The sequence below is a fragment of the Ruegeria sp. AE3 genome, from assembly GCF_056542225.1.
Window position 1 is genome coordinate 26,509 of sequence record NZ_JBQFZL010000012.1, and the last position, 26,611, is coordinate 53,119.

The following is a 26,611-nucleotide window of genomic DNA, read 5'->3' on the forward strand; positions in this document are numbered from 1 at the left end:
GTTTATGCGCTCCGCGGCTCAACAAACATCCGGCCGCGCATCTCCATGTGCAGCGCGTGGCAGAACCACTGGCAATAGAACCAGTGCACGCCCGGACGGTCGGCAATGAACGTGACCGAGGCCGTGGCCTGCGGTGCAACTTCCATCGCGATACCGAAGTTCGACAGGCAGAAGCCGTGGGTCACATCGTCCACGTCATCCAGGTTGGTGACATAAACGGTCACTTCGTCACCCTGTTTGACGGTGAACTTCTCCATGCTGAACACGGGCGCGGTCGAGGTCATGTAGACCCGCACCTTGTTGCCGTCCCGGATCGGTTCCTCGGCACCTTCGTCCAGATCGACGCCGTCAGCGGCAGCCTGCGCGCGCGCCTCTTCCCACATTGGGTCGTTGCGGTCCCAGACATTCACCGGGTTCACCTTGGACCGGTGAACAATGATCGAGTCATGCGGCTCGGCAAAGGTCGGGCCGTCATGGACCACCTTCATCTTGTCGCCGGAAATATCGATCAGCTGCTCATTTTCGGGCTTCAGCGGGCCTACGTTCAGGAAGCGGTCTTTCGAGAATTTATTCATCGAAATCAGCCACTTGCCATCGGCTTCGGCAGTTTCACCCATCGAGGTCGAGTTGTGGCCCGGCTGGTAATGCACGTCGACCTTGTCGATGATCGGGTCAACATCAGCACCCGCATAGGCCTCGATCGCCTTGGCGATGTCCCACTTCACCACCTGGCTGTCCAGGAACAGGGTGGTATAAGCGTTGCCCTTGCCGTCGAACGCCGTGTGAAGCGGGCCAAGACCCAGCTGCGGCTCGGCGACAACAGCGGAACGCGGATCGGCGTTTTCGCTGAACAGTGCATCGACCTTTTCCACATCGATTACGGACACGGTCGGCGACAGCTTGCCGTTGATCATGATGTGTTTCTTGTCAGGCGCTGCGTTCACACCGTGTGGCGAGTTCGGGATCGGGATGTACCGGGTCAGGTTTCCACCCGCCTCTTTACGCCCGTCCACGACCTTGACGCCGTTCAGTTCCTGATAGTTCCCGGCCGCTACGGCCTCTTCGATACCTTTGAGGTTGAACACGACCACATGGTCCAGCTCGTTCTCGGTCATCTCGGCCAGGTTCATACCCATTTCCGAGTTATACGAGGTCGAGAAGGCGTATTTGCCCTGATAGTCGCAGTCGGTGTTATCGAGGTTACCCGACACCATCACCTGCCATGCAACTTCCATGGTGTCGCCGTCGATGGCCGTAAAGATGTTCACATATTGTGACGGATCATCAAGGATCTGGCCGTCATTGACCAGCGGGGCCTCGTGCTCACCGTTGGCAAAGACATAGCCGGTGCGCGGGAATTTCTGCGGACGCAGGCCGTGGATGTCATGCGCGTTCGGGATCTCGATGATCTTGTCGCATTTCATCACGTCACAGCGCACACGGGCCACGCGGGTGTTGGCCTTGTCGTTCATGAACAGATAACGGCCATCATAGGTGCCGTCGGTGAACGACATATGCGGGTGGTGCAGGTCGCCGTTGTCATAGGTGACCTTGCCGTTTGCAGCCAGGAACTCCTTGGTTTCAGGCAGCAGGCCCTCGGTCAGAACCTTCAGCGACTCGTTGGTCTGGCCCCAGCCCGTGGCCGAGCAGCGGTTGAACACCGGCACCCGCATCAGCTCGCGCATGGACGGCACGCCTAGAATGCGCAGTTCGCCGGTCTGGCCCGACGACCAGAAGCCGTAATATTCGTCCAGCTCGCCCGGCTCCAGATGCTGCTTGGCGGCAGCGCTGGCCTCTTTCGCGGTCATCAGGGTCGATCCCAGACCGGTCCCGGCGATGACGGCACCGGTGGCAGTGGCCCCCAGCATACCGCGGCGCGTGATGTTCAGTTTGTTTTCTTGGTCCGACATGGTCGTTCCTCCTTTTAGGAAACGGTTTTCGGTTTGGCGTTTGGATGGTTCGCCGGTGGTTGCCCGAGGGGGGTCTTAGGTGTGACCGACCCGGTCTTGGCCCGCCGTTTCAGTTGGCGGATAACGACGGGACATTTGTCCTCGGACTGATAGAGCACCTGACAATGCAGGCAGGTGACGCACTCGTTCGGATTGATCTCACCAGTGGGGTGGATCGCCTGAACGGGGCATTCATTGGCGCAGGTCTGACAGGGCGTGCCACAATCGTTGTAGCGGCGCAGCCAGTCGAACATGCGGATACGGGCAGGGATCGCCAGCGCTCCGCCCAGCGGGCAAAGATAGCGGCAATAGAACCGTTCGATGAACAGCCCGATCCCCAGCAGGACCAGCGCAAAGACCACAAACGGCCAGTCGCGCATGAATTTCAGAATGATCGCGGTCTTGAACGGCTCGATCTCGGCATATTGCTCGGCCAGCGGGATCGACACGAAACTCAGACCAAAAAGACCCAAAAAGATCATGTATTTCGCAGGCCAGAGCCGCTCGTTCAGACCCCAGGGCAAAGTCCATTGCGGCACTTTAAACGCCCGTGCGATCTTATTGGTCAGCTCCTGAAGCGCGCCAAACGGGCACAGCCAGCCGCAATAGGCTCCACGACCCCAGAACAACAGGGCGGCGGCCACGGCAAACCACTGGATAAAGACCAGCGGATCCAGCAGGAACGCGTCCCACGAGAACCCCGTGCGTAAACTGCCCGCCAGCGCCATCAGGTTCACCACGCTCAGCTGCGCATTGGCATACCAGCCGATGAAGAACAGGGTCATCGTCAGGTACCCGATGCGGAACCAGTAAAAGACGCGCGCATTCATCGTGGCGTGGAACTGGAAGAAGAACGTCGCCGTCAACACCAGCAGCATGACACCAAGCCCGGCGATCTCGACGGTGCGATCCTTCCAGATACGCTGCCACAGGGCCGCCTTGGCGGCCGCTTCGCCGGTTGCATCATCCACAACCGATGGGGTGGTGACGGGCAACAGGTACTGTTCCGGCAGCTTGTATCCCAGATCGAAGGTCAGAAAGGTCTTTTCAACCGCCCCGACGGCACGCTGCACCAGCAATTGCAGGCGGAACGGCTCGGCCGGGTCAAACTCGGCATCAGCGGGGATCTTGAAGATATCCAGTTCGGTAAAGCTGGGGGCATCTGGCGCTGCAACCTCACCCAGACGGCGCTGCTGCTTGTCAAAGAACCGCACCGAGCTGTCGCCCTGGATGAGTTGAATCCGGTCAAATATCCCACCCCGGACATAGCCGGATCCCTTGAAGCTATAGGCCCCGCGGCCCAGAACCAGAATGGCCTGTTCGCCCTCATCCAGCCAGTTGGTCAGGTTCTGGTATTCAGCCTCACCCAGCAGCGACTTGCCGATCGACGGGACCGAAACAAGCGCCATATGCATGTCGATGAAGGTGTCATCCGGCTCGCCCGGTTCGGGTCGCTTGATCGCGCGCTGATCCCCTGTGGCTTCAAAGGCGGCATTGACCTGCCCGACATCCAGCGTCATCCGCCGGACCGAGCCGTCTCCCGACAATGTGGTCCAGTCGTAAATGGCATCCTGCGCCATATCGACTTCGCGTTGCGGACCTCCAGCTTGTACCGGAGACAATCCACCCAGCCCCAGCGCGCGGGCCACTTTGATCCCGCCGCGCACAAGGCTGTCATCGATCACCATGATCGTCACGGTCGCGCCCGAGATAATGTCGAGGTCATGCCCCTCACCCCCGGTCTCGGCCTCTCGTTTCAGGTCAAGGCCCGCATAGCCTTCGGTCAGTTCGACCATGCGCGAATTGGGAATGCCGATCAGCACGATGGGTTCGGAATGCTTGACCAGCTGAACGCCGGTCAGAACAGCGTCCGCATCAATGGCGGCAACCACGTGAATGGGTTTGCCGGAATAGCCGGTCGTGCCGACAAAGTCCGAAGTCAGAAAAGCCCATGCGATCGTCTCGCCACCCCGAAGGACCGGGGCAACCTTCACGTCGCTGCGTACCGGGCCAAACGCGTCGGCGCCTGGGGCCAGGTCAGCCGGATCGATATCAGGAAGAAAGCTGGCAAGACTGTCGGCGCGTGCACTGATTGCAACACTGCAGGACAGAACGAGGGCCAGAAGGAAATGGATTGCGCGACTTACGACCACGGCGCACCTCCGATCAATTGGGTGGACGCCATGGACGCGCGCGGGGCGCGTTCAGATTCTTCTCGGGTCGCAAACGGGGGCCCTCGGGTTTCGGGCCACAGGTGTTTGGGGCTGTACAAAATGCACTGCTCCCCATGTTCAATGCGTACACTTTGAGCATTTCCGACGCTTGCGGACAGCAAAGCGCCCGGCATCGGTGCTGACGCCTTCACCGCACAAAGCGCACAGTCCGCGCATTTCGGGCAGGGCGCGGTTGGATCGTCGTGCCCTTCTTCAAGGTCAACTTGGACCCAGACCGCGCCCGCCTCCGAGCAGATCTCCACCCACATGCTCTCACCGGGACTCGCCAGCACCGGACCAAGCATTTGCAAAAGCAACAGGAAAATGCCCACCAAACCACACACCGCACGGGACACGCGATCAAACAAGCTATGCGAGGGGTGGAAGGTGGGCATTGAGAATCCAACTCGGCGTTCTTTCCCGAACCCTATGGGATTCTGTTAGGCGGAGACTTGACTTAGATCAGGTGCTCGCGAATTTGCAGCTACCCGTCAGCTTCATCCATCAACCCTCGAACCCAGCGCCCGGCCAACCATGTCGCCGGAATGCCCAACGGGATTGACCACAGGATCGCCGGAACCGGTTTTATCGCTGAGAATCCGGCACTGTGCAGGATCAGCCCGGCCAGAAACAGGTTGATAGCCACGGTCAACATGGTGGCCGGATAAAGCAGAATGGCCAGTTTCCAGACCGGCCATTTGCCCTCAGTGGCTGGTGCCTTCCGAGAAGGTGATTTTGTTCCAGACATTGTACTTCCCAGATGGTTTACGCATCGGCAGGCGGCGCACTTCTTCCAGCGTCTGCGCGTCATAAACGATCACCGCGCCGTCATCTTCCCAGATCGACACAAGCGCGTGGCGGCCATCCTTTGTGAACTCTACATGTGCCACGGTCTTGCCCGGGGCAGGGCGCAAAGTCTTTATGATTTCAAGGCTTTGCTTGTCGATCACATGCATGGCATCCTTGTTGGGGCCAAAGAAGACATCGGCCCAGACGTAAGGCGAATTCTCGTGGCTCCGCATGAAGAATCCCGGCCCTTCGGTCTTGATCCGCTTGACGGTTTCCCAAGTCCCCATGTCGATCACCGACACCGTGCCGTCAGTCAGATGCGGCGTGGCCATAACGGTCGTATCGCCATGCTTCCACGTAATCCCCGAGCCTAGATGCGGCATCCCCGGCAAGTCCAGATCGGCCACCTTGTGCCCAATAACAAGGTCGATCACCTGTCCGCCCTTGCCATCGCGCGCGGCACCCATGACGTATTCATAGCTCTGATCGAAAAAGAAATCGTCCAGATAGTCGGGCGTTGTGATCTTGCGCACCGGGAAAGGATCGGGGTTCTTGAACTGCCCTTCGATGCGAAAGTCGTGACCCAGCCCGGATTGCGGCGGGTTGGCTCCGTAGAAGACCTCCCAGATCTCGGGAACATCCTTGAGCGCCAGAACAAAGCTCTCACGCGGGGGGGCCTGATACACCGCGGATACGCGGCTGGATTTTCCCGCTTTTCCTTTGATCGCAATGACTTTTGCCACCGACAGGTCTTCGGTCGACAGCAAGGTCAGACTGTTGGGCAAATAATTCGCAACGGCCAGCCACTTGCCGTCGCCGGACATTGCGATGTTACGGCTGTTAAGCCCTGCCCGTACGCGCCCCACCTGTTGCAGGGCCCAGATGTCGTATTTCTGAACCCAGCCATCCCGGGACATGATGAATACGTAACGCCCGTCCGGGCTGAACTTCGGCCCGCCGTGAACCGCGAAGGGTGTCTCGAACCGGTCCAGAACCTCAAACGTGTCACCGTCCAGCACACTGACATGATGATCCCCGGTTTCGACCACCAGGGTGATGTTCATCGGGTCACTTGACCACACTGGCGCCTCAACGGGGATGTAACCGTCATCCAGCGTGCGGCTGTTCATGATATGGGCCTCGCCCCATTCGGGGTCGGTTTCCAGCGGTGATTTTAGCCAGCCGGCCAGCTCTTCAATCTGCAAAGCGTCAAGTTCGTGCGAGAAAGCAGGCATTTGCGTCGCCGCGCGCCCTTCGGCTATTACCGCTGCGATGCGGGGCCCGCGCATGCGCTGGAGCGTCTCGGGGATCAAGGCCGGGCCGACGCCGCCCAAGCGGTTTTCACCGTGGCAGGACGCACAATGTTCAGCATAATCCGTTGGTGCATCCGCCCAGGCACCACTAGCGCCCAGCACAGAACACATCAACACGAGCTTCATCTTTTCAAAAATACTCCCGCCGGAGGCCCCCTTAGGTGTCTCTGGCGCCCATGTCGAAGGCTCAGAGCAGACGGAACTAAAAGAATTGATGCGCCGGATCATGGCTTTTCCCCCGGAACGGCGTAACCTGCAGACGCTCGCCTGCGTCGTCAACACCGATTTCTTCGTTTGTCAGGTAACAGGCCGGATCTTCGGCCCAGGGATCACCGGTCAGTTGCAAGGCTCGGATGCGGGTGTTGCCACCGCAGACATCCTTTAGCTCGCAGGCCCCACAGCGCCCCTTAAGGGGGCGCGGACGCGTGCGCAGCATGGCCAGCATCGGATCATCGCTGGTCCAAAGCTCGGAAAACGATGTCGTCTTAACGTTGCCTACTGTGTAATCGGACCAGTACGTGTCAGGATGGACCCGGCCCAGATTATCGATATTGGCCACGCCCAAACCGCTGGAATTTCCTCCCCAAGCGGCCAGATGCTCGCGGACATGCGCGGCCTTGTCAGCGTCGAAATGCGCACGAATCCAGTTCAGGAAATAACCCGCATCTGCGTCATTGTTGCCGGTCACGATATCCAGCGGGCGACCGCCCGAGGCAGCCTCCCACGCGCGCTCCAACAGCAGATCCATTCCCTTGCGGGTGCGCTGATGTTCGGCATCCTCGCCGCGGTTCTTGTCACCGCGCCCGGCATAAACCAGATGCGAAAGGTAGAACTTGTCGACGCCCTCGTCGTCGCATAGCTGAAGCAGGTCCGGCAGGTGATGCTGCGTGCCTTCGGTCAGGCAAAACCGCAAGCCAACCTTGATGCCGCGCCTCTTGCATTCACGCACACCGCGCAGGGCGTCTGCAAAAGCCCCTTCAACACCGCGGAACCAGTCATTCGTGGCCCCGATCCCATCCAACGAGATGCCAACATAGTTGAATCCGACATCGGCAATCATGTCGGCGGTCTCATCATGAATTCGTGTCCCGTTGGTCGACAGCGCCAGCATCGGCACAAGGTTTCGGGCACGTTTGGCAATGTCGAAGAAATCGAACCTGTCCAGTGGTTCCCCACCCGAGAGGATCAGGGCCGGGACGCGAAACTGGCCCAGATCCTCAAGGGTTACCATGGCTTGCTCGTGGCTGAGCTCGCCCGGGAACGCAACATCCGCCGAGACGGTATAGCAATGACGGCACTTCAGATTGCAGCGCCGCGTCAGGTTCCAGATCACCACCGGCTTCACAGGGCCGGGGCGGCGTTTTCGCACCGGGGTCGGTTTGACCAGCTGGTGCATGTATTCGGTCAGGCGAAACATCGTCTCAGCCTTTCTTTTTCAGGCGCAAACCGGTCTTTTTCAGGATGCGCGTGGAATAGAGGATATCCTTGGCCCGGCAGGCGTCACCCAAGATCGCATTGATCTGGGCGCGTTTTTCCTCGACTTCATCCCGATCCGAACCGTGAACCATGGCAAACAGGTTATAGGGCCAGTCGGGCAAGGCGCGCGGGCGTTCATAGCAATGGGTGACAAAGGGTAGAGCACCGATCTGAGCGCCCAATTCGGCGATGCGGTCATCTTCGACATCCCAGACAGTCATGCCGTTCGAGGTCATTCCCAGCTTGTAGTGGTTAGGGGCGGCTGCGATGCGGCGGATTACGCCGCGTGCTTTGAGGGCTGACAGCCTCTCAAGCAGGTCGGCTTCCTGCATCCCCAGATCATCAGCAACCTGAGCATATGGGGCGGTAACCAGCGGCAATCCGCCCTGCAGTGCTTGGATAATCTGTCTGTCTGTTGCGTCGATCATGCCGCCACCCGAAAGCCGATGTAGAATTCCTGAAGTTTGGGGAAACAAAGAACCTCGATCCCCGTTTCCCGTTCGATTGCATCGGCTGCGGCCTCGATCCCTTCGGGCGTTTCCGTGGCCAAAACGAACCACATGTTCAGCCGGTGCGTACGTTCATAATTATGGGCGACCTCGGGATGTGCATTGACTTTGGTCAGGACCGCTTCGAATTCCCCAGCCGGAACGGCCATCGCACAGAGGCAAAAGGCACCGCCCATTGCTGCGGCATCGAAAAACGGCCCAAAACGTGTGATGACACGGGACTCTTTCATGCGCGTCAGGCGTGCCAGTAATTCGGCCTCGGTCAGTCCAAGTTCTTTGGCGACTGTTGCGTAAGGATGTGAAACCAGTGGCAGATCGTCCTGCATACGGTTCAGAATCGCACGGTCGGTTTGGTCCAGCGTCATGCGGCGACCTCCTTGGTTTGAATCAGCGCACCGGTCTGCTTGAAGCAGCGGGTTGAGAACAGAACCTTGTTCCGTGCACCCGTCAGTTCGGGCAAGGCCGTCGCACGGGCCAGTACGTCCAATGCTTCGCTGCGGGACCGCGCGTGGATCATGGAATACAGGCGATATGGCCACACACCGGGCACCGGGTTGCGCTCGTAACACAATGTCACACCGGGGAAAGCCGCCAAAGCGGGGCCGGCTGTGTCGATCTGCTCTGCTGGCAAGTCCCAGACAACCATCGCATTGGCGGACCAGCCAAGAGCCCGGTGACGTACGATGACGCCCAGCCGCGAAATGATACCGGCAGTATGCAACGCGATGACTCGCGCCATCACATCATCAACGTCCCGGTTCAGTGAATGTGCCAAATCTGCATAAGGTTCGGCGACCAGAGACAAACCCGAGCTCAGCGTCTGCAGCAGACACCGATCACCCTCGCGCATCGCAGACGCATCCACCTGACGTGCTGTGGGCACGGTTTTGACCCCGCCGATCATGCGGAACCCGAGATCAACGTTGAAAGGGCGCACCAGCCGCAAATCCAGAACACGCAGCCCGGTGACCCGGCTGATCCGTGTGAGGGTATCATCCACATGTGCCCGATCAGGGCCGGTTGCGACGAACCAGAGGTTCCAGGCGTCCTCGCGCTGATAATTGTGGTTTACACCCGGTTCGGCGTCGATCAGGGCGGCGACCTCCTCCAGCCGCTCCTCCGGGACGGAGACTGCCGCCAGCGTACTGGCCGTCACCACGCCGGGTGTAATGGTTGCGCCAACCCGCGTGATGCGGCCCGTGGTGCGCATTCTGGTCAGGCGGTGGATGACTTCGCTTTCGTCAAGCCCAACTGCGTTTCCAAGAACCTGAAACGGGCGTTCGATTACCGGGAAATCGCGCTGAAATTCATCCAGCAAGCGACGGTCGATCGGGTCTGTAATGTGTTGCATGACTTACAGACCCGTTTTGTGCGCACGCGCGGTAAAGAAGATGCCGGACGGGCTTTCGGCCTCGATCTCACGCAGTTTTTCGAAACTACGCGTGTCATAAACCATGACCTTGTTCGCATCGCGCACACTGATCCAGACTTCGTGCCCGCGTGGTGTGAACTCCATGTGCAAAACGGCCGGGCCGGGCTTGAACTCGTGAATTATCTGTTTGCTGACAGTATCGATGACCTGAATGGTATCGTTCAGCGGGTGGGCAAAGTTAACCCACACCTGTCGCCCGTCCGGGCGGGCCATGGCAAAGACCGGCTGTCCGTGGGTTTGTGTGCGTCCGGTCTCGGTCAGAGTGGCGGCGTCTACCCACAAAACCTCATGGTGGCCAACGGCGGGCAAGACGAATTCGGACCCTGTCAGCGCCCAACCTTCCAGATGGGGCATCTTGTAGACCGGCATTTCCTCCTGACCACGGCCATAGCCGGGCAGAACGCGGATCGGTTCCGGGTTGTCGGACCACAGGTCAAGCGCGGTCAGGCCATCCTCGCCAAACAGGCCGGCGATATAGGTGCGGCCATTGGCAGTGATTAGCGCGTCATAGGGGTTCTTGCCGATATCGGTGATCCTGGTGATCTCAGGCGCCCCCCGTGCAAAATCCGCGATCCATGTTTCGCCGGTGTCCCACATGGTGAAAACGAAGCGGCGGCCCGGCGCGTCGACCAAACCAATCGTTTTGCTGCCAGTGGGAATGTCAGCCACCATCTCCAGCGTTTGCGCATCAAACACGCGCACACCGCCGGGTTCGTAATTCGATACCGCCACAAGCGTACCATCGTCCGAGATCGCGCCGCCAATGGCGTTTCCGGACTGCACAACGCGGTTCACGATCTGGCGGGTGACAATGTCAACCTTGGTCAATCCACCGTCGCGGCCAAAGACAAAGGCAAAACGTTCATCCGGTGAATAGACCAACGAGGCGTGGGACAGGTCGCCCAATCCTTCTATCCGGGCCAGAGCGGCACGGTCGGACTGGTCCACCAACAGGACCGATCCGCTGGCACGTTCGATCACCAGCCCAAGGTCTCCTGTCGCCATCGGCTCGGCCTGGGCCGCGGTCATCATCAATGTCGCCGCAAGGCTGAGGATAAGGTATTTCATCGTGCCTCCTGTTCCAGCAGGTATCGGGCAATCCATTCGGCCTCTTCTTCGCTGATCAGAGGCCGCCACGGGGGCATCGCCGTATCGGGGATGCCGTCAAGGATGACGCCGGTCAAAACCTCGGCGTCATAATGCTCCAGTGTTTTCGAGCGCAGATCGGGCCCCAGGCCGCCTTTCAGCGACAGCCCATGGCACGAACCGCAATCCTGATGCACAAGTCTTTTCAGTGCGTTGGGATCAATAACATCGGCAGCAAAGGCGGACGTTGCAGCCAGAACCGCAGTTGTCAGAAAGGTTCGGGCGACCCACCCCGTGCGGCCAGGCACATTTCTGTTCGGCGCGGGGCACGGCACATGTTTTCTGCACCCCAGCTTAGCCATGGGCCCGTTCCAGAATGTCCGCCACGGGCTGTTCGGCATAAAGTGAAACAACCTTGCCGATGATGAAAAGCGTTGGCGCCTTCAGCCCGGAGGTGCGCACGTCGTTGGCCAATTGGTCCAGCCGTGACACCAGCCGGCGTTCATCAGGTGTCGTTGCATTTCCGATGGCCAGAACCGGCGTCGATCCCGGCAGGTTTTCGGTCATCAGCCCCATGGCGATCTGGCCGATGTTGGCCACTCCCATATAGACCACCAGCGTCGTGTCTGGGTCGGCCAGGCGTTTCCAGTCCAGATCCAGCACTTTGTCTGCCTGCCGGTGTCCGGTGACATATTGAACCGAGGTGGCCAGACCGCGATGGGTCAGCGGCACGCCGGTCGAGCAGGACGCGCCCTGCGCCGCCGTTATCCCCGGTGCGTATTCGACCGCCACGCCATGGGCCATCAGATAAGCGGCTTCTTCCGAGCCGCGGCCAAAGATCATCGGATCGCCACCTTTCAGACGGGCGACCGTGTGACCTGCGCTGGCCTCTTCCAGAAGGATTTCGTTGATCCGGTCCTGTGGGACGGTGTGGCATTTGGGCGCTTTCCCAACAGGGATCAGCCGCGCGCCTTCGGCGTGCAGATTCAGGATGTCGGCAGACACCAGTCTGTCATAGACCACCACATCTGCTTCCTGCAGCATTCGCAGGGCACGCAGCGTCATTAGTTCAGGGTCGCCGGGGCCTGCACCTATCAGAAAAACTTTACCGCTCATGTTCAAACTCGCTGGGTCTGAATGTCTTCGAAACCCGGGGTTTCCTGCGCGAGTCCAATGCTTTTGCGGGACGTTGCTGGGTAGGCCGGGCGTGTCATGAGGGCAGATTGGCGCAATCGAAAACCAACCTCCTTGACATAAGTTAAGGAGCGCGGGATTTGCGCCCGCGCTCCGTTTTCAGCCTGTAGGAATAGCTCAGATCAGGGCTCGACAGTGATCATCCCGATCATGTTCTGTGTCTCCCAATGGGGCCCGCAGAGATAATCCTGAGGTCCCGGTGTCAGGAAGGTTATTTCAACCGTTTCTTCCGGGAACAGCCGGTCGCTTTCGGGTTCGCTGCCATCTTTGAGCAACACACTGTGGCTGGTGCGCTTGTCGACGTTCACCCATCGGACAGTTGTACCTGCCTTTACGGTCAGTTCGAACGGGCAGAAATTGTAGTTGTACATCAAAACCACCTTGGCGTCCTCGACCGAGGCCGAGGGGTGTCCGAACAGCTCGACATAACGCTCTTCGGCTTCAGCACAGATTTCGGCGGTTTCATCTGACCAGGCTGGCGCGGCAAGAAGCAGCAGCGCGGGAAGAAGGCGGTGGGGTTTCATGGTCCATGTCTCCTTTCCAAGGTGTTTGGGGCCGGGTGAACCGGCCCCAAACTGTTATTGCTTGACCACGTTGATAAGCGCGCTGTCATCATCCAGCGCAAGGCTGGTGTTCAGCGTCACGTGATGGAACCTTGCGTTGGCGAAATCGTCATGAATGGCAAAACCGACGGTATAGGTCCGGCCAGCCTCCAGTGGAATGTCGCCCGGCGCGCCCGAGTTCAGCGGACGTGTGAAGACAACAGTCCACACGCCACCTGACAGGTTTGCCGAGGCCGCGATCTCACCATCATTGACTACACGCTGTTCCAGCAGATAGCCATTTGTGGCGCTGCCGTCCGCGTAGACACGCATCAGGTCAAGATAGGTGCCATCAGCCAGATACTGTTCGATCTGTTCTGCGGCCTGCAACTTGTCCCAACCGCCCAAAGCCTTGCCGCCCCTGCCTTTGATTTCGATCTCGGTGCGGCTTTCGCTGAGGTACTTGGTCACGGTGTCCTGAGCGGTCAGGCGACCGGAAACATCCCCGTTTGCGGCAATTGCATCCGCCTCAGGCGCAAAGGGCATGTAGGTGTTGTCGGCGTGGCACGACGCCCAGCACCCGACCTGATCGCCCAGCTCGATGCCGGTTCCGGTGATCATCATTGCGACCTTGATTTGGTTTTCGGGGTCCATTTTGCCGCCATCAACAAACGGAGCAGGGTTGTGCCCTGAATCCGGCCATTGCAGACGGATGTACAGGTTTTCGTCATCATGTGCCGCCTGAACGGTTGCGTCGATCACACCGCGTTTGCCGGGGATCGGAGTGGGTTCCAGTTCGCCACCGGCAACGATCTTGTTACCAATCGCATCCAGTTCCTTGGCATGACAGGTCGAACATTGATCGCCACCTTTGGTCAGCGGACGGGCCCCGCCATGGGTTTTTCCGTTCTGCACCCATTCAAATGACGCCTGGCCTGGATAGAACAGTTTCAGTTCCGCACTGGCCACCGCATTCCAGTCGATGTTGCCACCGACATCGCCGCTTTCACTGCCGGCAGGTGTTGTCGAACCATCGGTTGCAGCCGTTGCCCGCTCTTCCGCGACAGCCGCGTCAACTGCTGCCGCAATCTGGGCCTGAACGGCCTCCTGCTGGGCTTTCTTTGCAGCTTTCTCAGCTTCGGCCTCGGCAGCTTCCTTGGCTTCGATCCGCTCAAGACTGGCAAGGTATTCTGGCGGTATTTGTCGGATGAAGGCCGGATTTGGCGCCTCAAGCTCCTCCAGATACTCGTCGGTTGCGCGGTCTCGGATGTTCGAGTGGGCAATGCCCTTGTGGCAGTCGATACAGGTCTGACCGGTTTCCATTGCGTTCAGGTGCTGCTGACGCGCACGGGGACGCTGGAATTCGGGCATCATCGATTCAAAGTCATGGCAGTTTCGACATTCACGCGAGTCCGTCGATTTCATCCTCTCCCACTCATTCATGGCAAGATGAATGCGCTTGGCTTCGAATTTCTCGCGGGTGTTGATGGTGCCGACCATCTTTCCATAAAGCTCTTTCGAGGCTTTTATTTTTCGAATGATCTTATGGGTCCAGTCCTTGGGCACGTGACAGTCCGAGCAGACCGCACCAACGCCCGACCGGTTCACGTCGTGGATCGTGCCCTGGTATTCCGCATAAACAAAATCCCGCATCTCGTGGCACGAGACACAGAATTCCTTGGTATTCGTGGCTTCCATGGCGGTGTTGAACCCACCCCAGAAGATGATGCCGGCGGCGAAAGCCGCAGCAATACCGGCCACGGGCATTCCCCACAGGAAATACCGGCGCCAGATCGGTTTTTTCTTATCCGGTTCGGAAGTCATATCCGGGCTCCGTTTTGGCTGTCTTGTCTGGCCTTAGGTGGCAGGCCGGTGAGTTTGGCGGATCTGTCAAACGAGGAAAGGGCGGGCGAGGGGCCCGCCCTTTCCGGTTTAGGTTGCGAACCCGTCAGGTGACGTGGTTCGACCGGTTGTAGACATTGAATTTGCCGGTCGGGGCGTAAAGTCCGTCAATCCGACCGATCTCTTCCAATGTCTTGGCGTCGAAGATCACAATCTGACCGTTGGGTTCCTTCGAGTCCGACAGGTTCCACTTGGAAACCCAGACCTCGGTACCATCGGCGTTGAATTCGAAGTGAACAGCGGCACTGCCTTCGTCTTCGGTGATCTGGATGGTTTTCACGATCTCGCCGGTCTCTTTCGAGATGACCTGAACCGATTGCTGAATTTCCGGCTCGGGGTGTTTGGTCTGATCAGCCCAGATGTAATCCGAGTTCGGGTGGGTGCGGACAAACAGGCCGGGGCCGTCGGTTTCCACCTCGTAACAGGTTTTCCAGGCCTGATCCGGATGACCTTCTGGGTCGTTGCCCCAGACTGTCACGGTACCGACACCCAGGTGGGTTGTGCCCGCCACAGGTCCGCAGTTCGGGTCAATCCAGTTCGCGCCCGGGCCGGGGTGCGGCAGGGCAGCGGTGTCGATCATCGCCTCAAGCTTGTGCGTTTCAGTATCGACAACGACCATCTTGTTCGATGCGTTAGCCGCGATTTGGAAGTACCGGCCTGTCGGGTCGAAGAACCCGTCATGCAGGAATTTGGCCGAGTTGATCTTGTCAATCCGCAAGTTGTCGAGGTCGGTGTAGTCAACCTGCCAGAGCTGACCCAGCTCTTTCACGGCAACGATCCAGGTGGGTTCGTTCGGCGTGGTGTAGATAGCGGCCACACGGGCTTCTTCCACATACTCGCCATCTACGTTGGTGCCACGGGTCGATACGACTTTGACCGGCTCCATGGTCTGCGCGTCAACGATCGCAAAGTGAGGCGGCCAGTACCCACCGCCGATGACGTATTTGCCGTCACCGGACACGGCGACATCGCGCGCGTCATAGGCGATCTTGACTTCCGAAACCAGCATCTTGTCCGGCGTTTGCCAGAGGTCGATCTTGGTCATCTTGCCGTCACGGCCCATTGTGTACCAGAAACGGCCCGGCGTTTCGGGTTCGGTGATATTGTGATGCTCCGAAGCCTTCAGGACGTGCACGGCATAGCCGGTCGGAATATGCGTCAGCACTTCTTTCGTGTCGCCGTCAATGACTGCAACCTTGCCGACGTCACGTTCAATGACGACAAAGAAGTTTTCCCAGTTGCGGCCGTGCAGCGGTTCGGTCGGATAGTCCGCTTCTTCGACGTAGACCTTGCGGGTTGCCTTCATCTGTTCCAGCGACATTTCAGGCGGCTTTGGGGCCTCCATCATGATGTATGTCGCCATATCCTTGATTTCCTGCTCAGACATGATGTCCGAGAAGTTGTTCATCCCGCCTTCAGTTCCCCAGGCGATGATTTTCTCAAGGCGTTCCTGACCCAGTTTCAGGGTGCCGCCTTCGGTTACGGTGCCGTCGGCTGCGGTCTTCTTCCAATGCGGTTCCAGGTTTTTACCGGTAGCGCCTTTGCGCAAAACCCCGTGGCAGCCTGCACATTGTTCAAAGTACAGTTGTTTCGAAGCTTCAAAGGCTTCGTCGCTAAGTGTTGGCTCGTCGGCAAAAGCTGGAGCAGCGACGCTGCCCAACAACATTGCCAATCCGACCCCAAAAGCGCGGCCGGTCTTGTTGTAGCTGATTCCAAGTGACATGATCACTCTCCATTTGCGTGGTGAGGCAATGCGGAGACTGATCCATCACGGGATTGTCATCCTTGACCAAAGTCAACGGGCGCGGCGCTAACTTCGCTCTTTGGACAAAAACCAGGTGCAGATTTCAGCAATAAAACCTGTTTTTTTCGCACATGTTTTTACGTCTTGATTTCGGTTAAGTGCCTCAATCCCGTCGGACGGTACTGCTTGTTGAAGGACGAGATGGGCCATGGAGAGCAGGCATGTCATCTGCAATATCGCGCATTTTCAGCGAAGGATTTCGGGTATTTTTCCTTTCCGCCGGTCTTTATGGCGTATTTGCTGGAGTCGCCTGGGGTATTTGGCTGGCCTCACTGGATGGGCTTTTACCTTATGACGAGCAAAGTTATGGAATGCCCCCGGTCATGTGGCATGCCCATGAGATGATTTTTGGCTATGCAACAGCAGCGCTGGGTGGGTTCTTTCTGACGGCAGTTCCGAACTGGACCGGGACGCCCGAAGTGCGGGCGCGTTTTGTCACGGTCGTAGCGCTGATCTGGATGGCGGGGCGGCTGGCTGTGTGGTTATCAGGGTCGCTCTCTCCGACTACCGTCGCAATTATCGATCTGAGCTTTGTTCCAATTCTTGTCCTGAAAATTGCCAGCCAGCTGGTACGCAGGCCCAAGCCACAGAACATGATATTTCTGTATCTTCTGAGTTTGGTATGGTTGGCCAACCTGATGGTTCATCTGGAATGGATTGGACTCACCACAGACACGCTGAATACCGGAGTTCGTGCAGGGCTACTGACCTTGTGTTCAATGATAGCGATACTGGGGGGGCGTATCACACCGGCCTTTACGCGCAATGCAATGAAACGCGACGGTGTGCCCGAAGCCTTGTGGCCGGTTTCAAACGCGGTGCTGGAAAAGGCCGTGATGGCGCTTGCCCTTATGCTGCCGTTGTTGGTGCTGACCTTGGGCAGTGTTTCCTTGGCGGGTATCTGCGCGTTGCTGCTGGGCGGCGCCCAACTGATGCGCATGGCACGGTGGAGAGCGGGTTGGGCGCTGCGGCAGCCGATCCTGATTGCTTTGCACCTGGGCCTGATGATGCTGGCCCTTGGGTTGTTGCTGTGGGGGTCTGCCGTCATCGGATATGGTAATGAGATCGGCGCGCTTCACATTTTGGGGATCGGGTGCGTTGGTGGCATGACCCTTGCCGTCATGAGCCGCGCCGCCCTTGGCCACAGCGGCCGGCCCCTTGTTGCACCGTCGCCTATGGCGGTCGGATACGGGCTGATGGCGGCGGCGGCTTTGGTCCGCTGGTTGGGGTCCGGGCTGGCAGGTGGATATATGACGGCCATGCTGACGGCTGACGGGTTATGGATTGCCGCAATCGGGTTGTACCTGTTTGCCATGTGGCCCGCGCTGACAGGCCCGCGCGCAGCGAAGCACGGCTGACACGGAACCTTAACCGCGTATTACTATTCAGAATATCAAGGGGCGTTCGTTCTTTACATGGCGGGACACGAGCGCACGAGCGCGTCTTCCGTTTTCAGGTATGTGCCGCACAGCTTGAGGAACGTACATTGGGGTCTCTAGTTCCGGAAACAGGTCGAAGATTTCCGCCCTTGCTTCTGGGGGAACGCTGGACAGAGCCTGTGCGCCGACAAAAAGGCTTTCTGACTGGGCACCTTCTGCGTAGATGATTTCATGGCGGTCGAACAATAGATGGAAATATGTGACTGACACGGTGTCATCTGCAACGCTGATACCAGGGCTGGCAACAAGTATGTGGGCCGGAACAAGGATTTCCTCTGCGTCAAACATTCTGACGGCGATTCGGGATCGAACCAGCATGCGGTGCTGTGGCGAAACAAGCAGGTCGCGTTTTGGCAAGTCACACCCCAAGGCCCCGGCCTTGATGAGGATTGGAAGCAGCTTGGGTTTTTTCACCAGCTCTTCATGCGATAGGTTTCGCGTTCCGATCCAACGTATGTGTTGCGGTCCATTGTCCGCAGTGACGACCATGTCACCCACCTTCAGATCCTCGATGGGCATCGGACCTTCTGGCGTCATGATAAGTGTTCCGGCAGCAAAGCACGGCACGTCAATGATGGCAGCAGGGTCAGTTGTGTCGGGGGCATTGGTCGGCGTGACATTCACGATGTTCATCGAGTAGGTCGTGCCGGGCACAAGAGGTTCAGAGGTAATATAGCCGCCCAATATGCCGTCAACTTCGACGCGATATACAGTAATTGTGCCTCCGCCTGGTTTGGACAGCACGTACGATTCTTCTAAGTATATTGGGCCGCTTAAAAAGGTGGTCGAACCATCGAGGGTGGTGATAGTACCGGTCTGCGTCAGGTCATCGCCGTCTTCGTCGTCAAAGCGGTCACCGTTGAAAACATCCCCTGTATCGACAACAGGTGCTCCACCTCCGTTTTGAATAAAACCACCGGCTGCGTCAGTCACACTAAACAAACGACGATCCGTGTCGGGATCAAAATTGACATCCAACGTAACCGTGTCCGGCCCAATCGTATTCACCGTGATTACACCAGGGGTATAACCGATATAGGAATAGTTCGCCATTTTCACCCATCAATCTTTGAAACGGAATTTTTCACCATTTTCTCAGGTGGTTGAATAGGTCCTTCATGTCAAAAAGTCGACGCGAAAGTGTTCACAATTGCCTCAGATTTAAAGGCAACCCCAAGGTCATTTCGTTATTTTAGCTGTTTGCGGATGTCTGATCTCGTTCCTGAGGATACTTTAGAAGTCTTGACTTTCGTTAAGGCAGCCCTGTGACCCGCACGTCATGTTGCCTGCACTAGCTAATCTGCGCAAAGGAGAGCGCGATGCGAGAAGTCATGACAAAGAGCATGGCTCGCAATATTTTCTATGGCGGGTCACTGTTCTTCATCCTCATCTTTCTGGCTCTATCAGCCCATTCACACCTGTATATCGTCAATTCTGAAAATGCCGCGAAGCTCGACGAAAGTGTGGTTCGGGGTAAACATGTTTGGGAAAAACACGCCTGTATCAACTGTCACACGATCCTTGGTGAAGGGGCGTACTTTGCCCCTGAGGTCGGCAATGTGATGACACGTTGGGGCGTGTTGGACGACCCGGAATCGGCCTTTGAATCCCTCAAGGGCTGGATGGAGGCACAACCCACCGGCATTCCCGGTCGTCGGCAGATGCCGCAATTCAACCTCAGCGACGAAGAGATCCGGGATCTGACCAACTTCCTGATCTGGACGGACAATATCGACGCTCAGGACTGGCCGCCCAACGAGGCTGGCTGAGAAGGGGAATGGAGCAATGAAATACGAATCCCAAAAAATCGCCTATGCCTACTTTGCGGTAGCCATGGCACTGTTCGCGATACAGGTGATCGGCGGCCTGCTGGCCGGCTTCATCTATGTATTCCCGAACTTCCTGAGCGAGCTTCTGCCGTTCAACATCGTGCGGATGCTGCACACCAACGCGCTGATCGTCTGGTTGATACTGGGCTTCTTCGGTGCAGCCTACTTCCTTATTCCGGAAGAAGCCGAGCGAGAAATCCATTCGCCCAAGTTGGCTTATCTGCAGCTGATCATCCTTGTGGTCGGTACGTTGGGCGTGGTTCTGACCTATGTCTTCAACCTGTTCGAAGGCAACTGGCTGCTGGGCAAAGAAGGGCGCGAGTTCCTTGAGCAACCCAAATGGGTCAAGGCCGGTATCGTCGTCGCCGCGCTGATGTTCCTTTACAACGTGTCGATGACCGTTCTGAAGGGCAAGAAGACTGCAATCACCAATATCCTGTTGTTGGGCCTGTGGGGTCTGGCGCTGCTGTTCCTGTTTGCCTTCTACAACCCGGGCAACCTGTCCCTGGACAAGCAATACTGGTGGTATGTTGTCCACCTGTGGGTCGAAGGTGTGTGGGAACTGATCATGGCCTCAATTCTGGCCTACCTGATGCTGAAGCTGACCGGTGTGGACCGTGAGGTGGTTGAAAAATGGCTCTATGTCATTGTCGCCGCCGCGCTGTTCTCGGGCATTCTTGGAACAGGTCACCACTACTATTGGATCGGTACCCCCGGTTACTGGCAGTGGATTGGGTCGATCTTCTCAAGCCTCGAGGTGATCCCGTTCTTCGCAATGATGGCCTTTGCCTTCGTCATGGTCTGGAAGGGCCGTCGTGACCATCCCAACAAGGCCGCTCTGCTATGGTCTCTGGGATGTGCAACGCTTGCCTTCTTTGGTGCCGGCGTCTGGGGTTTCTTGCATACGCTGCACGGGGTAAACTACTATACCCACGGCACACAGATCACTGCGGCCCACGGTCACCTGGCCTTCTACGGTGCCTATGTCTGCCTCAACCTGGCGATCTTCAGCTATGCGATGCCGATCCTCAAAAACCGTGATCCTTACAATCAGGTGCTGAACATGGGATCGTTCTGGCTGATGACCAGCGGTATGGTCTTTATGACCTTCGTGCTGACCTTCGGCGGAACCGTGCAGACGCACATGCAGCGTGTGGTCGGAGATTACTTCATGGACGTACAAGACCAGATCGCAATCTTCTACTGGATGCGTCTGGGTTCCGGTATCGTCGTGGTTCTTGGTGCGCTGCTGTTCATCTATTCGATCTGGGTTCCCCGGAAAGAAGTTATTGAACCCGGCGCCGCCGAAACCCCTGCGGAGTAATGGATATGGATGGCTCCATAAAACTGAAAGAGGGGGCGGCAAACGCCCCCTTCTACCTGCCCCAAGGCGATGAATGCGATGTGTTCACCGCGGCTTATAACAACGACTTGCCAGTTCTGCTGAAAGGTCCGACGGGCTGCGGAAAGACCCGCTTTGTGGCCCACATGGCCGCAAAACTTGGCCGCCCGCTTTATACCGTCGCCTGCCATGATGATCTGGCGGCTGCCGACCTGATTGGCCGTTATCTGCTGAAAGGCGGGGAAACCGTCTGGGTCGATGGCCCCCTCACCCGCGCAGTGCGCGAAGGGGCGATTTGCTACCTCGACGAGGTGGTCGAGGCCCGTAAAGACGTCACTGTCGTTCTGCACCCGCTGACCGATGACCGGCGCATCCTGCCAATCGACCGCACTGGCGAAGAGCTTGAGGCCGCACCTGGCTTCATGCTGGTGGCGTCGTACAACCCCGGATACCAGAATATCCTGAAAACCCTGAAACCTTCGACTCGGCAACGCTTCATCTCTTTGGAGTTCGATTTCCCGTCCGCGCAGATGGAAGCCGAAGTGGTTGCACAGGAAAGCGGTCTGCCGCTGGAACGTTGCAAGCCGCTGGTGCGGCTGGCGGGTAAGCTGCGCGGGCTCAAGGGTCAGGATCTTGAGGAAGGCGTTTCCACCCGACTGGTTGTTTATGCCGCGACACTGATCGCACAAGGCATGTCCACCGACCGCGCCATTCTTGCCGCTATGATCGAACCTCTGACAGATGACGAGGATATCAAACGCGGGCTCCTCGATCTTGTTACGGCTGTCTTTGGGTGAGGCCGGCCGATGGTCAAGATCGATTTTGAGCCATGGGAACCCGAAGAAACGATCGGGAAACTGTGGCACACCCTTGCCAGCCGCCTCGATGCACCCCTGGTGCACGATGGAGCCGCGGTCGACCTCTCTGAGGTCGCGGGGCGGCTGGCCGTCCTCTTTCGAGGGCTGGGCGGTGGTCCGGGCGTAGAATTGCGCCCGGTCTCGCCCGAGGTTTCACACCACCGTCTGGGTTGGCGTCGTCGTCTGGCGACAGAGGCAGAACTGATGCCACGCGCCTCGTTCGACGGTGAAGTTCTGCGCCTACCGGACCGGCTGGCGGTTTTTCCAGCCCGCGAAGCAAACGGCGCGCTGTATGTCTGGCTGGCCGCCGCGGCTGCCCATGCTGGAACGCGAATTGATGAAGACGATCCGCTGCGCGCCGACTTGCGCGCACTGATCGCCGCGCAGAGCATGGTTGATGCGACCCTGGACGACGCCCCCGGCCTGCGTCCGCTATATACCGAGCTTTGCAAGGGCGTGCTGCATCAGCGCGATATCCCCAACCTGCCACCGGTTGAGGCGGCAGTCGAAGAACTTATCCAACATAGGCTGGGTGACCCTCAACCGCTGTCGGCGAAAGCCGAGCAGCTTCTGACACTGGACGAAGACCTGATCGCCCCCCGCGGCTATCAGCCTATGCGCCCGGTTCCCCTATGGCCCGAACTGCGCGCGGTTGGCTTTTCCGAACATAACGAGGTGGAAAACCCCGAAACCGAAGGTCCGCCCGAGGAATCCGGTGAGAAAACCCACCGCGCCCGCCGTCGCAAATCGGATCAAGCCGAGCGCAGCGACAGTTTCATCCTGCACAAGTTCGAAGCCATCCTCAGCTGGGCCGAGTTCCTGAACATCAACCGCCGCATCGACGATGACGATCCCGACAACGCCAAGAAAGCGGCCGATGATCAGGAAGAGATTGGCCTTGGTCAGATATCAAAAGCCCCCCCAACGCGGCTGAAGCTGCACCTTGATCTGGCACCCGAGGATGTGAATCGCGAGCGTCTGTCCGGTCGCATCCTCTACCCCGAATGGGACGTGCGCTCGGGCCGGTATCTGCCAGATCACGTCAACGTCCTGCTGTCGGATGCGGATATCCGCGACGACGCTGCCGCCTTCGGCAAGGACCCTGCCACCGCCCGCCGCATCCGCGCGGTCAAACGCCAGTTCGAGGCGCTGCGCCCCGGTCGTGTGATGACACGCGGCCATCTTGATGGTGACCAGCTGGATATCGAAGCCGCCGTGCGTGCCGAAACTGACCGCATGGCCAGTGGCGAAAGCAACGACCGCATTTGGCAACAATCCCGCCCCGAGGCGCGCGACCTGGCAGTCTCGATCCTGCTGGATGTCAGCCGTTCCACTGAAAGTGCCGTAACCGGTCGCGCCGTGATCGACATTGAACGTGAAGCTCTGGCCGCTTTGGCCTGGGGCCTGAACGCCTGCGGCGACGATTTCGCCATTCATGCCTTCAGTTCGCTGAAACGTCAGCGCGTCTATATCCAGCGATGCAAACGGTTTGATGAACCGATGGGTGCCAAAGTTGAACAACGTATCGCATCGCTGCGACCCGGTCATTACACACGACTTGGGGCCGCGATCCGCCACTGTTCAAAGGATCTGGCAAGCCAGACCCGCAAACGCCGCCTGTTGCTGGTGATCACCGATGGCAAACCCAATGACCTTGACCATTACGAAGGGCGCCACGGTATTGAAGACACCTGCATGGCCGTGCGCGAAGCACGCCGCGCCGGGCAATCGGTTTTTGGCGTTACCATCGACAAAACTGGCAAAAGCTGGTTCCCGCGCATGTTCGGACAGGGTGGGTTTGCGGTTATCCCTGACCCACACCGCCTGACCATGGCCCTACCGCAGATCTACCGCCAACTGGTCGGAGCATGAGCGAAACTTCTTTCATCGACGAGCTTCCGGGCGAATTGCTGATGTGGGTTCTGATTATCAGTGAGCTGCTGGTTTTTGGTGCCGGGCTGATCGCGTTCATGGGCGTTCGCCTGACCGACCCCGCAGGCTTTGCCGAGGCGCAGTCGCATCTTTATCGAACAGGGGCAGCCTTCAATACTGCAATACTGGTCACATCTGGTTATCTGGCCGCACAGGCCCTGAACTGGCGCCGCGCAGCATTCCGGTTCAAGGCCAGGCTGGCCCTGACAGGTGCGGCTGTACTTGGGATTGCATTCCTGGTTGTCAAAAGCGTGGAATACGCTGGAAAGGCGGGGCAAGGCATTACCTATGAAACCCACCCGTTTTTCATGTTCTACTACCTTCTGACGGGGTTTCACGCGGCGCATGTTCTGGCCGGGGTGGGTATCCTGTTGCTGGTCGCGTGGCGCGATGATCCTCGTAACATCGAGGCGGGCGCACAGTTCTGGCACATGGTTGACCTGGTCTGGATCCTGCTGTTTCCCGTGATTTATCTTCTGGGATAACCAAGATGTCGGCAATTTCATCTTTTGCTAAATACTCCCGCCGGAGGCGTCCGAACTCACTCACCAGCGCATGGCTGGTGCTTCTGGCACTCAGTCTGGCCTCAACGCTTTTGACCCTGATGAAAACGCCCGGCGAACTCATTGCAGGTGGTATCCTGCTCCTTGCCCTGATCAAAGCCCGTGTGATCCTGGCCCGATATCTGGACCTGGCTGAAAGCCCGGGCTGGCTGCGAGGTTTCACCATAGTTTTGACGGGGTTCTCTGCCGTGATCTTCGCACTTTACCTGATCTGAAAAAAGCCGCCCCAAAAGGGGCGGCAGGTTACCAAGCAAAGGGACGCTTAGGTTATTGTGCGGCCATTGGCATCCGCGCGATCTGACAGCGCTGCCACAGCGCCGACAATGCGCCCACCAGATGATCGATATCCTCGTCCGTATGAACGGGTGACGGTGTGATCCGCAGGCGCTCGGTTCCTTTTGGAACTGTGGGATAGTTGATCGGCTGAATGTAGATGCCAAACTCCTCAAGCAGCGTGTCCGAAATGAACTTGCACTTCACCGGGTCGCCGACCATTACCGGGATGATATGGCTGGGGTTGGGCAAATGCGGAATGCCCTCGGCATCCAATCGGGAGCGTACCTGCGCCACACGGGTTTTTTGCAAATCACGCTCGGCACTTGAATGCTTCAAATGCCGGATCGATGCGGCGGCGCCGGCTGCAATCGATGGGGGTAGGGCAGTGGTGAAGATGAAGCCACTGGCAAAGCTGCGGACAAAATCACACAGCGCGGCTGAGGCTGCGATATACCCACCAACCACGCCGAACGCTTTGCCCAACGTGCCTTCGATGACCGTCAGGCGATCCATCAATCCTTCGCGTTCGGCAATTCCGCCCCCGTGCGGGCCGTAAAGGCCGACGGCATGAACCTCGTCCAGATAGGTCATCGCGCCGTACTTGTCCGCCAGATCGCAGATTTCCTTGATGGGGGCGATATCGCCATCCATGGAATAAACCGATTCAAAGGCGATCATCTTGGGTGCGTTGGGATCAGCTGCGGCCAGTTTGGCGTCCAAATCCGCCAGGTCGTTATGTTTCCAAATCACCTTCTGGGCACGCGAATGCCGGATACCTTCGATCATCGAGGCGTGGTTGAGCGCATCAGAAAACACGATCAGCCCGGGAATTCGCGCGGCCAATGTCCCCAAAGCAGCCCAGTTCGACACATATCCCGAAGTGAACAGCAATGCCGCTTCTTTCCCATGCAGATCGGCCAGCTCAGCCTCAAGCAGAACGTGATCATGCGTGGTGCCCGAGATATTGCGCGTACCGCCAGCGCCTGCTCCACAGCGATCCAGAGCGTCGTGCATGGCAGAGATCACCGAAGGGTGCTGCCCCATGCCCAGATAGTCATTCGAGCACCAGATCCGCACATCCCGCTGGACCGGTCCGTCGGTTTGGCGCGCGTTCGGAAACGCGCCACAGCGGCGTTGCAGGTCGATGAAAATCCGGTAGTTGCCTTCGTCTTTCAAAGTGTCGAGGCTGTGGCTGAAAAATCGCTCGAAGTCCATCTGGCGTGCTCCCCGGATAACTGAAATTTCGTTGAACCTATGCCAGTGGTTCGCGCCCTTACATGACAATAGTCAAGTTGGAGACCGAGAAAAGGGTGGCACCCCCGCGCTGGCTTTGGCATAGCATGTCACGGGGTTGATCATCCGGGGGTGTTCCCGGAACGGACGAATAAGGGGCTGCCTTCTTGTCACACGAGGCACAAAAGATAGTTGCACGGCAGTCACTGCTCTTGCGAAGCCTGCCAGAGCAACATGTCGATACTTTGCTGCGTCAGGCCGTCTGGCGGCAATACGATCGGGGCGAGACAATCTTTCTGCAAGAGGAAGAAGCCAGGGCTGTACATGTTGTACTGGCTGGTTGGGTCAAGCTGTTTCGCATTTCCCCGACCGGTGCCGAAGCCGTGGTGAGTGTTTTCACGCGCGGTGAAAGCTTTGGTGAAGCCGTTGCGCTGCGCAATGTGCCCTATCCCGTTTCGGCCGAGGCGGTATCTCCCTGCGAGATCATGCACATTCCAAGTCCGGTGCTGCTGTCGCTGATGAAGCAAGATTCGGAAATCTGCGTGTCGATTCTGGCGGCCACATTCACGCACCTGCATTCCCTTGTGGCGCAGCTCGAACAGCTCAAGGCCCAGACAGGTGCGCAGCGTGTCGCGGAATTTCTGCTGAATCTGTGTGATAGCGATGCCGGCCAGTGCGAAGTTGAACTGCCGTATGACAAGATGCTGATCGCCGGACGTCTGGGGATGAAACCCGAAAGCCTGAGCCGAGCGTTTTCGAGGTTGAAACCAGTCGGGGTGAAGATCAACCGAAACCACGCGGAAATTGCAGACATGGATGTATTACGGAATTACGCGGAAAGCGACCCGAGCGAGAAATAGAGCCGCGTGACGGTTGCTCTGTATAGTAAACTGGCCATTCCCGGTCTGCGATCTTTCCGGCAATCACTATC

The 26,611-nt window shown here is 58.1% G+C and carries 25 protein-coding genes; 8 read left to right on the forward strand and 17 right to left on the reverse strand.

What is annotated here, in order from left to right; genetic code table 11:
* Positions 1 to 2: 2 nt before the first annotated feature.
* From nosZ to ACR0NZ_RS16855, 15 genes are all read right to left on the reverse strand, one after another.
* Positions 3 to 1,910, reverse strand: a complete 1,908-nt coding sequence (gene nosZ / locus ACR0NZ_RS16785; RefSeq protein WP_480477391.1) for a TAT-dependent nitrous-oxide reductase — start codon at positions 1,908 to 1,910, stop codon at positions 3 to 5.
* A gap of 14 nt (positions 1,911 to 1,924) precedes the next feature.
* The gene (locus tag ACR0NZ_RS16790; protein ID WP_480520477.1) at positions 1,925 to 4,102 is read right to left on the reverse strand and encodes a 4Fe-4S binding protein; all 2,178 of its coding nucleotides are present in this window, start codon (positions 4,100 to 4,102) and stop codon (positions 1,925 to 1,927) included.
* Positions 4,093 to 4,557, reverse strand: a complete 465-nt coding sequence (locus ACR0NZ_RS16795; RefSeq protein ID WP_480520479.1) for a DUF2946 family protein — start codon at positions 4,555 to 4,557, stop codon at positions 4,093 to 4,095. The genes ACR0NZ_RS16790 and ACR0NZ_RS16795 overlap by 10 nt, the downstream gene beginning before the upstream one ends.
* An 89-nt stretch (positions 4,558 to 4,646) precedes the next feature.
* The gene (locus ACR0NZ_RS16800) at positions 4,647 to 4,910 is read right to left on the reverse strand and encodes a hypothetical protein (protein ID WP_480494072.1); all 264 of its coding nucleotides are present in this window, start codon (positions 4,908 to 4,910) and stop codon (positions 4,647 to 4,649) included.
* A complete protein-coding gene (locus ACR0NZ_RS16805; protein WP_480520481.1) occupies positions 4,867 to 6,390 on the reverse strand; it encodes a cytochrome D1 domain-containing protein in 1,524 nt (507 codons plus the stop codon). The genes ACR0NZ_RS16800 and ACR0NZ_RS16805 overlap by 44 nt, the downstream gene beginning before the upstream one ends.
* Positions 6,391 to 6,466: 76 nt before the next feature.
* Positions 6,467 to 7,681 carry a heme d1 biosynthesis radical SAM protein NirJ gene (gene nirJ, locus ACR0NZ_RS16810; protein WP_480520483.1) on the reverse strand — a complete coding sequence of 405 codons (1,215 nt, stop codon included), beginning with the start codon at positions 7,679 to 7,681 and terminating at the stop codon, positions 6,467 to 6,469.
* Positions 7,682 to 7,685: 4 nt separating this feature from the next.
* Complete coding sequence (gene ahbB, locus ACR0NZ_RS16815; RefSeq protein WP_480520485.1) at positions 7,686 to 8,168, reverse strand: siroheme decarboxylase subunit beta; 483 nt, start codon at positions 8,166 to 8,168, stop codon at positions 7,686 to 7,688.
* A complete protein-coding gene (locus ACR0NZ_RS16820) occupies positions 8,165 to 8,614 on the reverse strand; it encodes an Lrp/AsnC family transcriptional regulator (RefSeq protein ID WP_480520488.1) in 450 nt (149 codons plus the stop codon). Before ACR0NZ_RS16820 ends, ahbB (ACR0NZ_RS16815) begins: the two co-directional genes overlap by 4 nt.
* Positions 8,611 to 9,600: a siroheme decarboxylase subunit beta gene (ahbB, locus tag ACR0NZ_RS16825; RefSeq protein ID WP_480520490.1), complete on the reverse strand. Its 990-nt coding sequence runs from the start codon at positions 9,598 to 9,600 to the stop codon at positions 8,611 to 8,613. The genes ACR0NZ_RS16820 and ahbB (ACR0NZ_RS16825) overlap by 4 nt, the downstream gene beginning before the upstream one ends.
* 3 nt (positions 9,601 to 9,603) lie before the next feature.
* Entirely contained in the window at positions 9,604 to 10,749 is a 1,146-nt protein-coding gene (locus tag ACR0NZ_RS16830; RefSeq protein WP_480477377.1) for a cytochrome D1 domain-containing protein, read from the reverse strand.
* Entirely contained in the window at positions 10,746 to 11,075 is a 330-nt protein-coding gene (locus ACR0NZ_RS16835) for a c-type cytochrome (RefSeq protein ID WP_480477375.1), read from the reverse strand. The genes ACR0NZ_RS16830 and ACR0NZ_RS16835 overlap by 4 nt, the downstream gene beginning before the upstream one ends.
* Positions 11,076 to 11,121: 46 nt before the next feature.
* Complete coding sequence (cobA, locus tag ACR0NZ_RS16840; protein ID WP_480520492.1) at positions 11,122 to 11,883, reverse strand: uroporphyrinogen-III C-methyltransferase; 762 nt, start codon at positions 11,881 to 11,883, stop codon at positions 11,122 to 11,124.
* A gap of 200 nt (positions 11,884 to 12,083) precedes the next feature.
* Positions 12,084 to 12,485: a cupredoxin domain-containing protein gene (locus ACR0NZ_RS16845; protein ID WP_480520494.1), complete on the reverse strand. Its 402-nt coding sequence runs from the start codon at positions 12,483 to 12,485 to the stop codon at positions 12,084 to 12,086.
* Positions 12,486 to 12,539: 54 nt separating this feature from the next.
* Positions 12,540 to 14,327, reverse strand: a complete 1,788-nt coding sequence (locus tag ACR0NZ_RS16850; protein WP_480520496.1) for a NapC/NirT family cytochrome c — start codon at positions 14,325 to 14,327, stop codon at positions 12,540 to 12,542.
* Positions 14,328 to 14,451: 124 nt separating this feature from the next.
* Positions 14,452 to 16,128, reverse strand: coding sequence for a cytochrome D1 domain-containing protein (locus ACR0NZ_RS16855; RefSeq protein ID WP_480477367.1), 1,677 nt, complete (start codon positions 16,126 to 16,128; stop codon positions 14,452 to 14,454).
* Between the two features lie 242 nt (positions 16,129 to 16,370).
* Between ACR0NZ_RS16855 and ACR0NZ_RS16860 the strand changes: the two genes are divergently transcribed.
* Positions 16,371 to 17,567 carry an NnrS family protein gene (locus tag ACR0NZ_RS16860; RefSeq protein ID WP_480477365.1) on the forward strand — a complete coding sequence of 399 codons (1,197 nt, stop codon included), beginning with the start codon at positions 16,371 to 16,373 and terminating at the stop codon, positions 17,565 to 17,567.
* Positions 17,568 to 17,594: 27 nt separating this feature from the next.
* On the opposite strand, the gene ACR0NZ_RS16865 is transcribed toward ACR0NZ_RS16860, so the two are convergent.
* A complete protein-coding gene (locus ACR0NZ_RS16865) occupies positions 17,595 to 18,701 on the reverse strand; it encodes a Hint domain-containing protein (RefSeq protein WP_480520498.1) in 1,107 nt (368 codons plus the stop codon).
* 266 nt (positions 18,702 to 18,967) lie between these two features.
* Here ACR0NZ_RS16865 and ACR0NZ_RS16870 point away from each other — a divergent pair, with 266 nt between their 5' ends.
* Genes ACR0NZ_RS16870 through ACR0NZ_RS16895 form a run of 6 tightly spaced genes read left to right on the forward strand, consistent with a single transcriptional unit; the run spans position 18,968 to position 24,386 of the window.
* Positions 18,968 to 19,417: a c-type cytochrome gene (locus ACR0NZ_RS16870; RefSeq protein ID WP_209597154.1), complete on the forward strand. Its 450-nt coding sequence runs from the start codon at positions 18,968 to 18,970 to the stop codon at positions 19,415 to 19,417.
* 16 nt (positions 19,418 to 19,433) lie between these two features.
* Positions 19,434 to 20,801 carry a cbb3-type cytochrome c oxidase subunit I gene (locus tag ACR0NZ_RS16875; protein ID WP_480477361.1) on the forward strand — a complete coding sequence of 456 codons (1,368 nt, stop codon included), beginning with the start codon at positions 19,434 to 19,436 and terminating at the stop codon, positions 20,799 to 20,801.
* 5 nt (positions 20,802 to 20,806) lie between these two features.
* Positions 20,807 to 21,616 carry an AAA family ATPase gene (locus ACR0NZ_RS16880; RefSeq protein WP_480477359.1) on the forward strand — a complete coding sequence of 270 codons (810 nt, stop codon included), beginning with the start codon at positions 20,807 to 20,809 and terminating at the stop codon, positions 21,614 to 21,616.
* A gap of 9 nt (positions 21,617 to 21,625) precedes the next feature.
* Complete coding sequence (locus ACR0NZ_RS16885; RefSeq protein ID WP_480520500.1) at positions 21,626 to 23,548, forward strand: nitric oxide reductase activation protein NorD; 1,923 nt, start codon at positions 21,626 to 21,628, stop codon at positions 23,546 to 23,548.
* A complete protein-coding gene (locus ACR0NZ_RS16890; RefSeq protein ID WP_480477355.1) occupies positions 23,545 to 24,093 on the forward strand; it encodes a cytochrome c oxidase subunit 3 in 549 nt (182 codons plus the stop codon). Before ACR0NZ_RS16885 ends, ACR0NZ_RS16890 begins: the two co-directional genes overlap by 4 nt.
* Before the next feature lie 5 nt (positions 24,094 to 24,098).
* On the forward strand, positions 24,099 to 24,386 hold the full coding sequence (locus ACR0NZ_RS16895) for a cytochrome C oxidase subunit IV family protein (protein WP_480477353.1): 288 nt from the start codon (positions 24,099 to 24,101) through the stop codon (positions 24,384 to 24,386).
* Between the two features lie 52 nt (positions 24,387 to 24,438).
* Here ACR0NZ_RS16895 and hemA read toward each other — a convergent pair whose 3' ends face one another.
* Positions 24,439 to 25,662 (reverse strand): 5-aminolevulinate synthase, encoded by a 1,224-nt coding sequence (gene hemA / locus ACR0NZ_RS16900; RefSeq protein WP_480520502.1) that lies wholly within the window; start codon positions 25,660 to 25,662, stop codon positions 24,439 to 24,441.
* Between the two features lie 185 nt (positions 25,663 to 25,847).
* On the opposite strand from hemA, the gene ACR0NZ_RS16905 reads away from it, so the two are divergent.
* Positions 25,848 to 26,540, forward strand: coding sequence for a Crp/Fnr family transcriptional regulator (locus ACR0NZ_RS16905; protein WP_480520504.1), 693 nt, complete (start codon positions 25,848 to 25,850; stop codon positions 26,538 to 26,540).
* Positions 26,541 to 26,611: the final 71 nt, after the last annotated feature.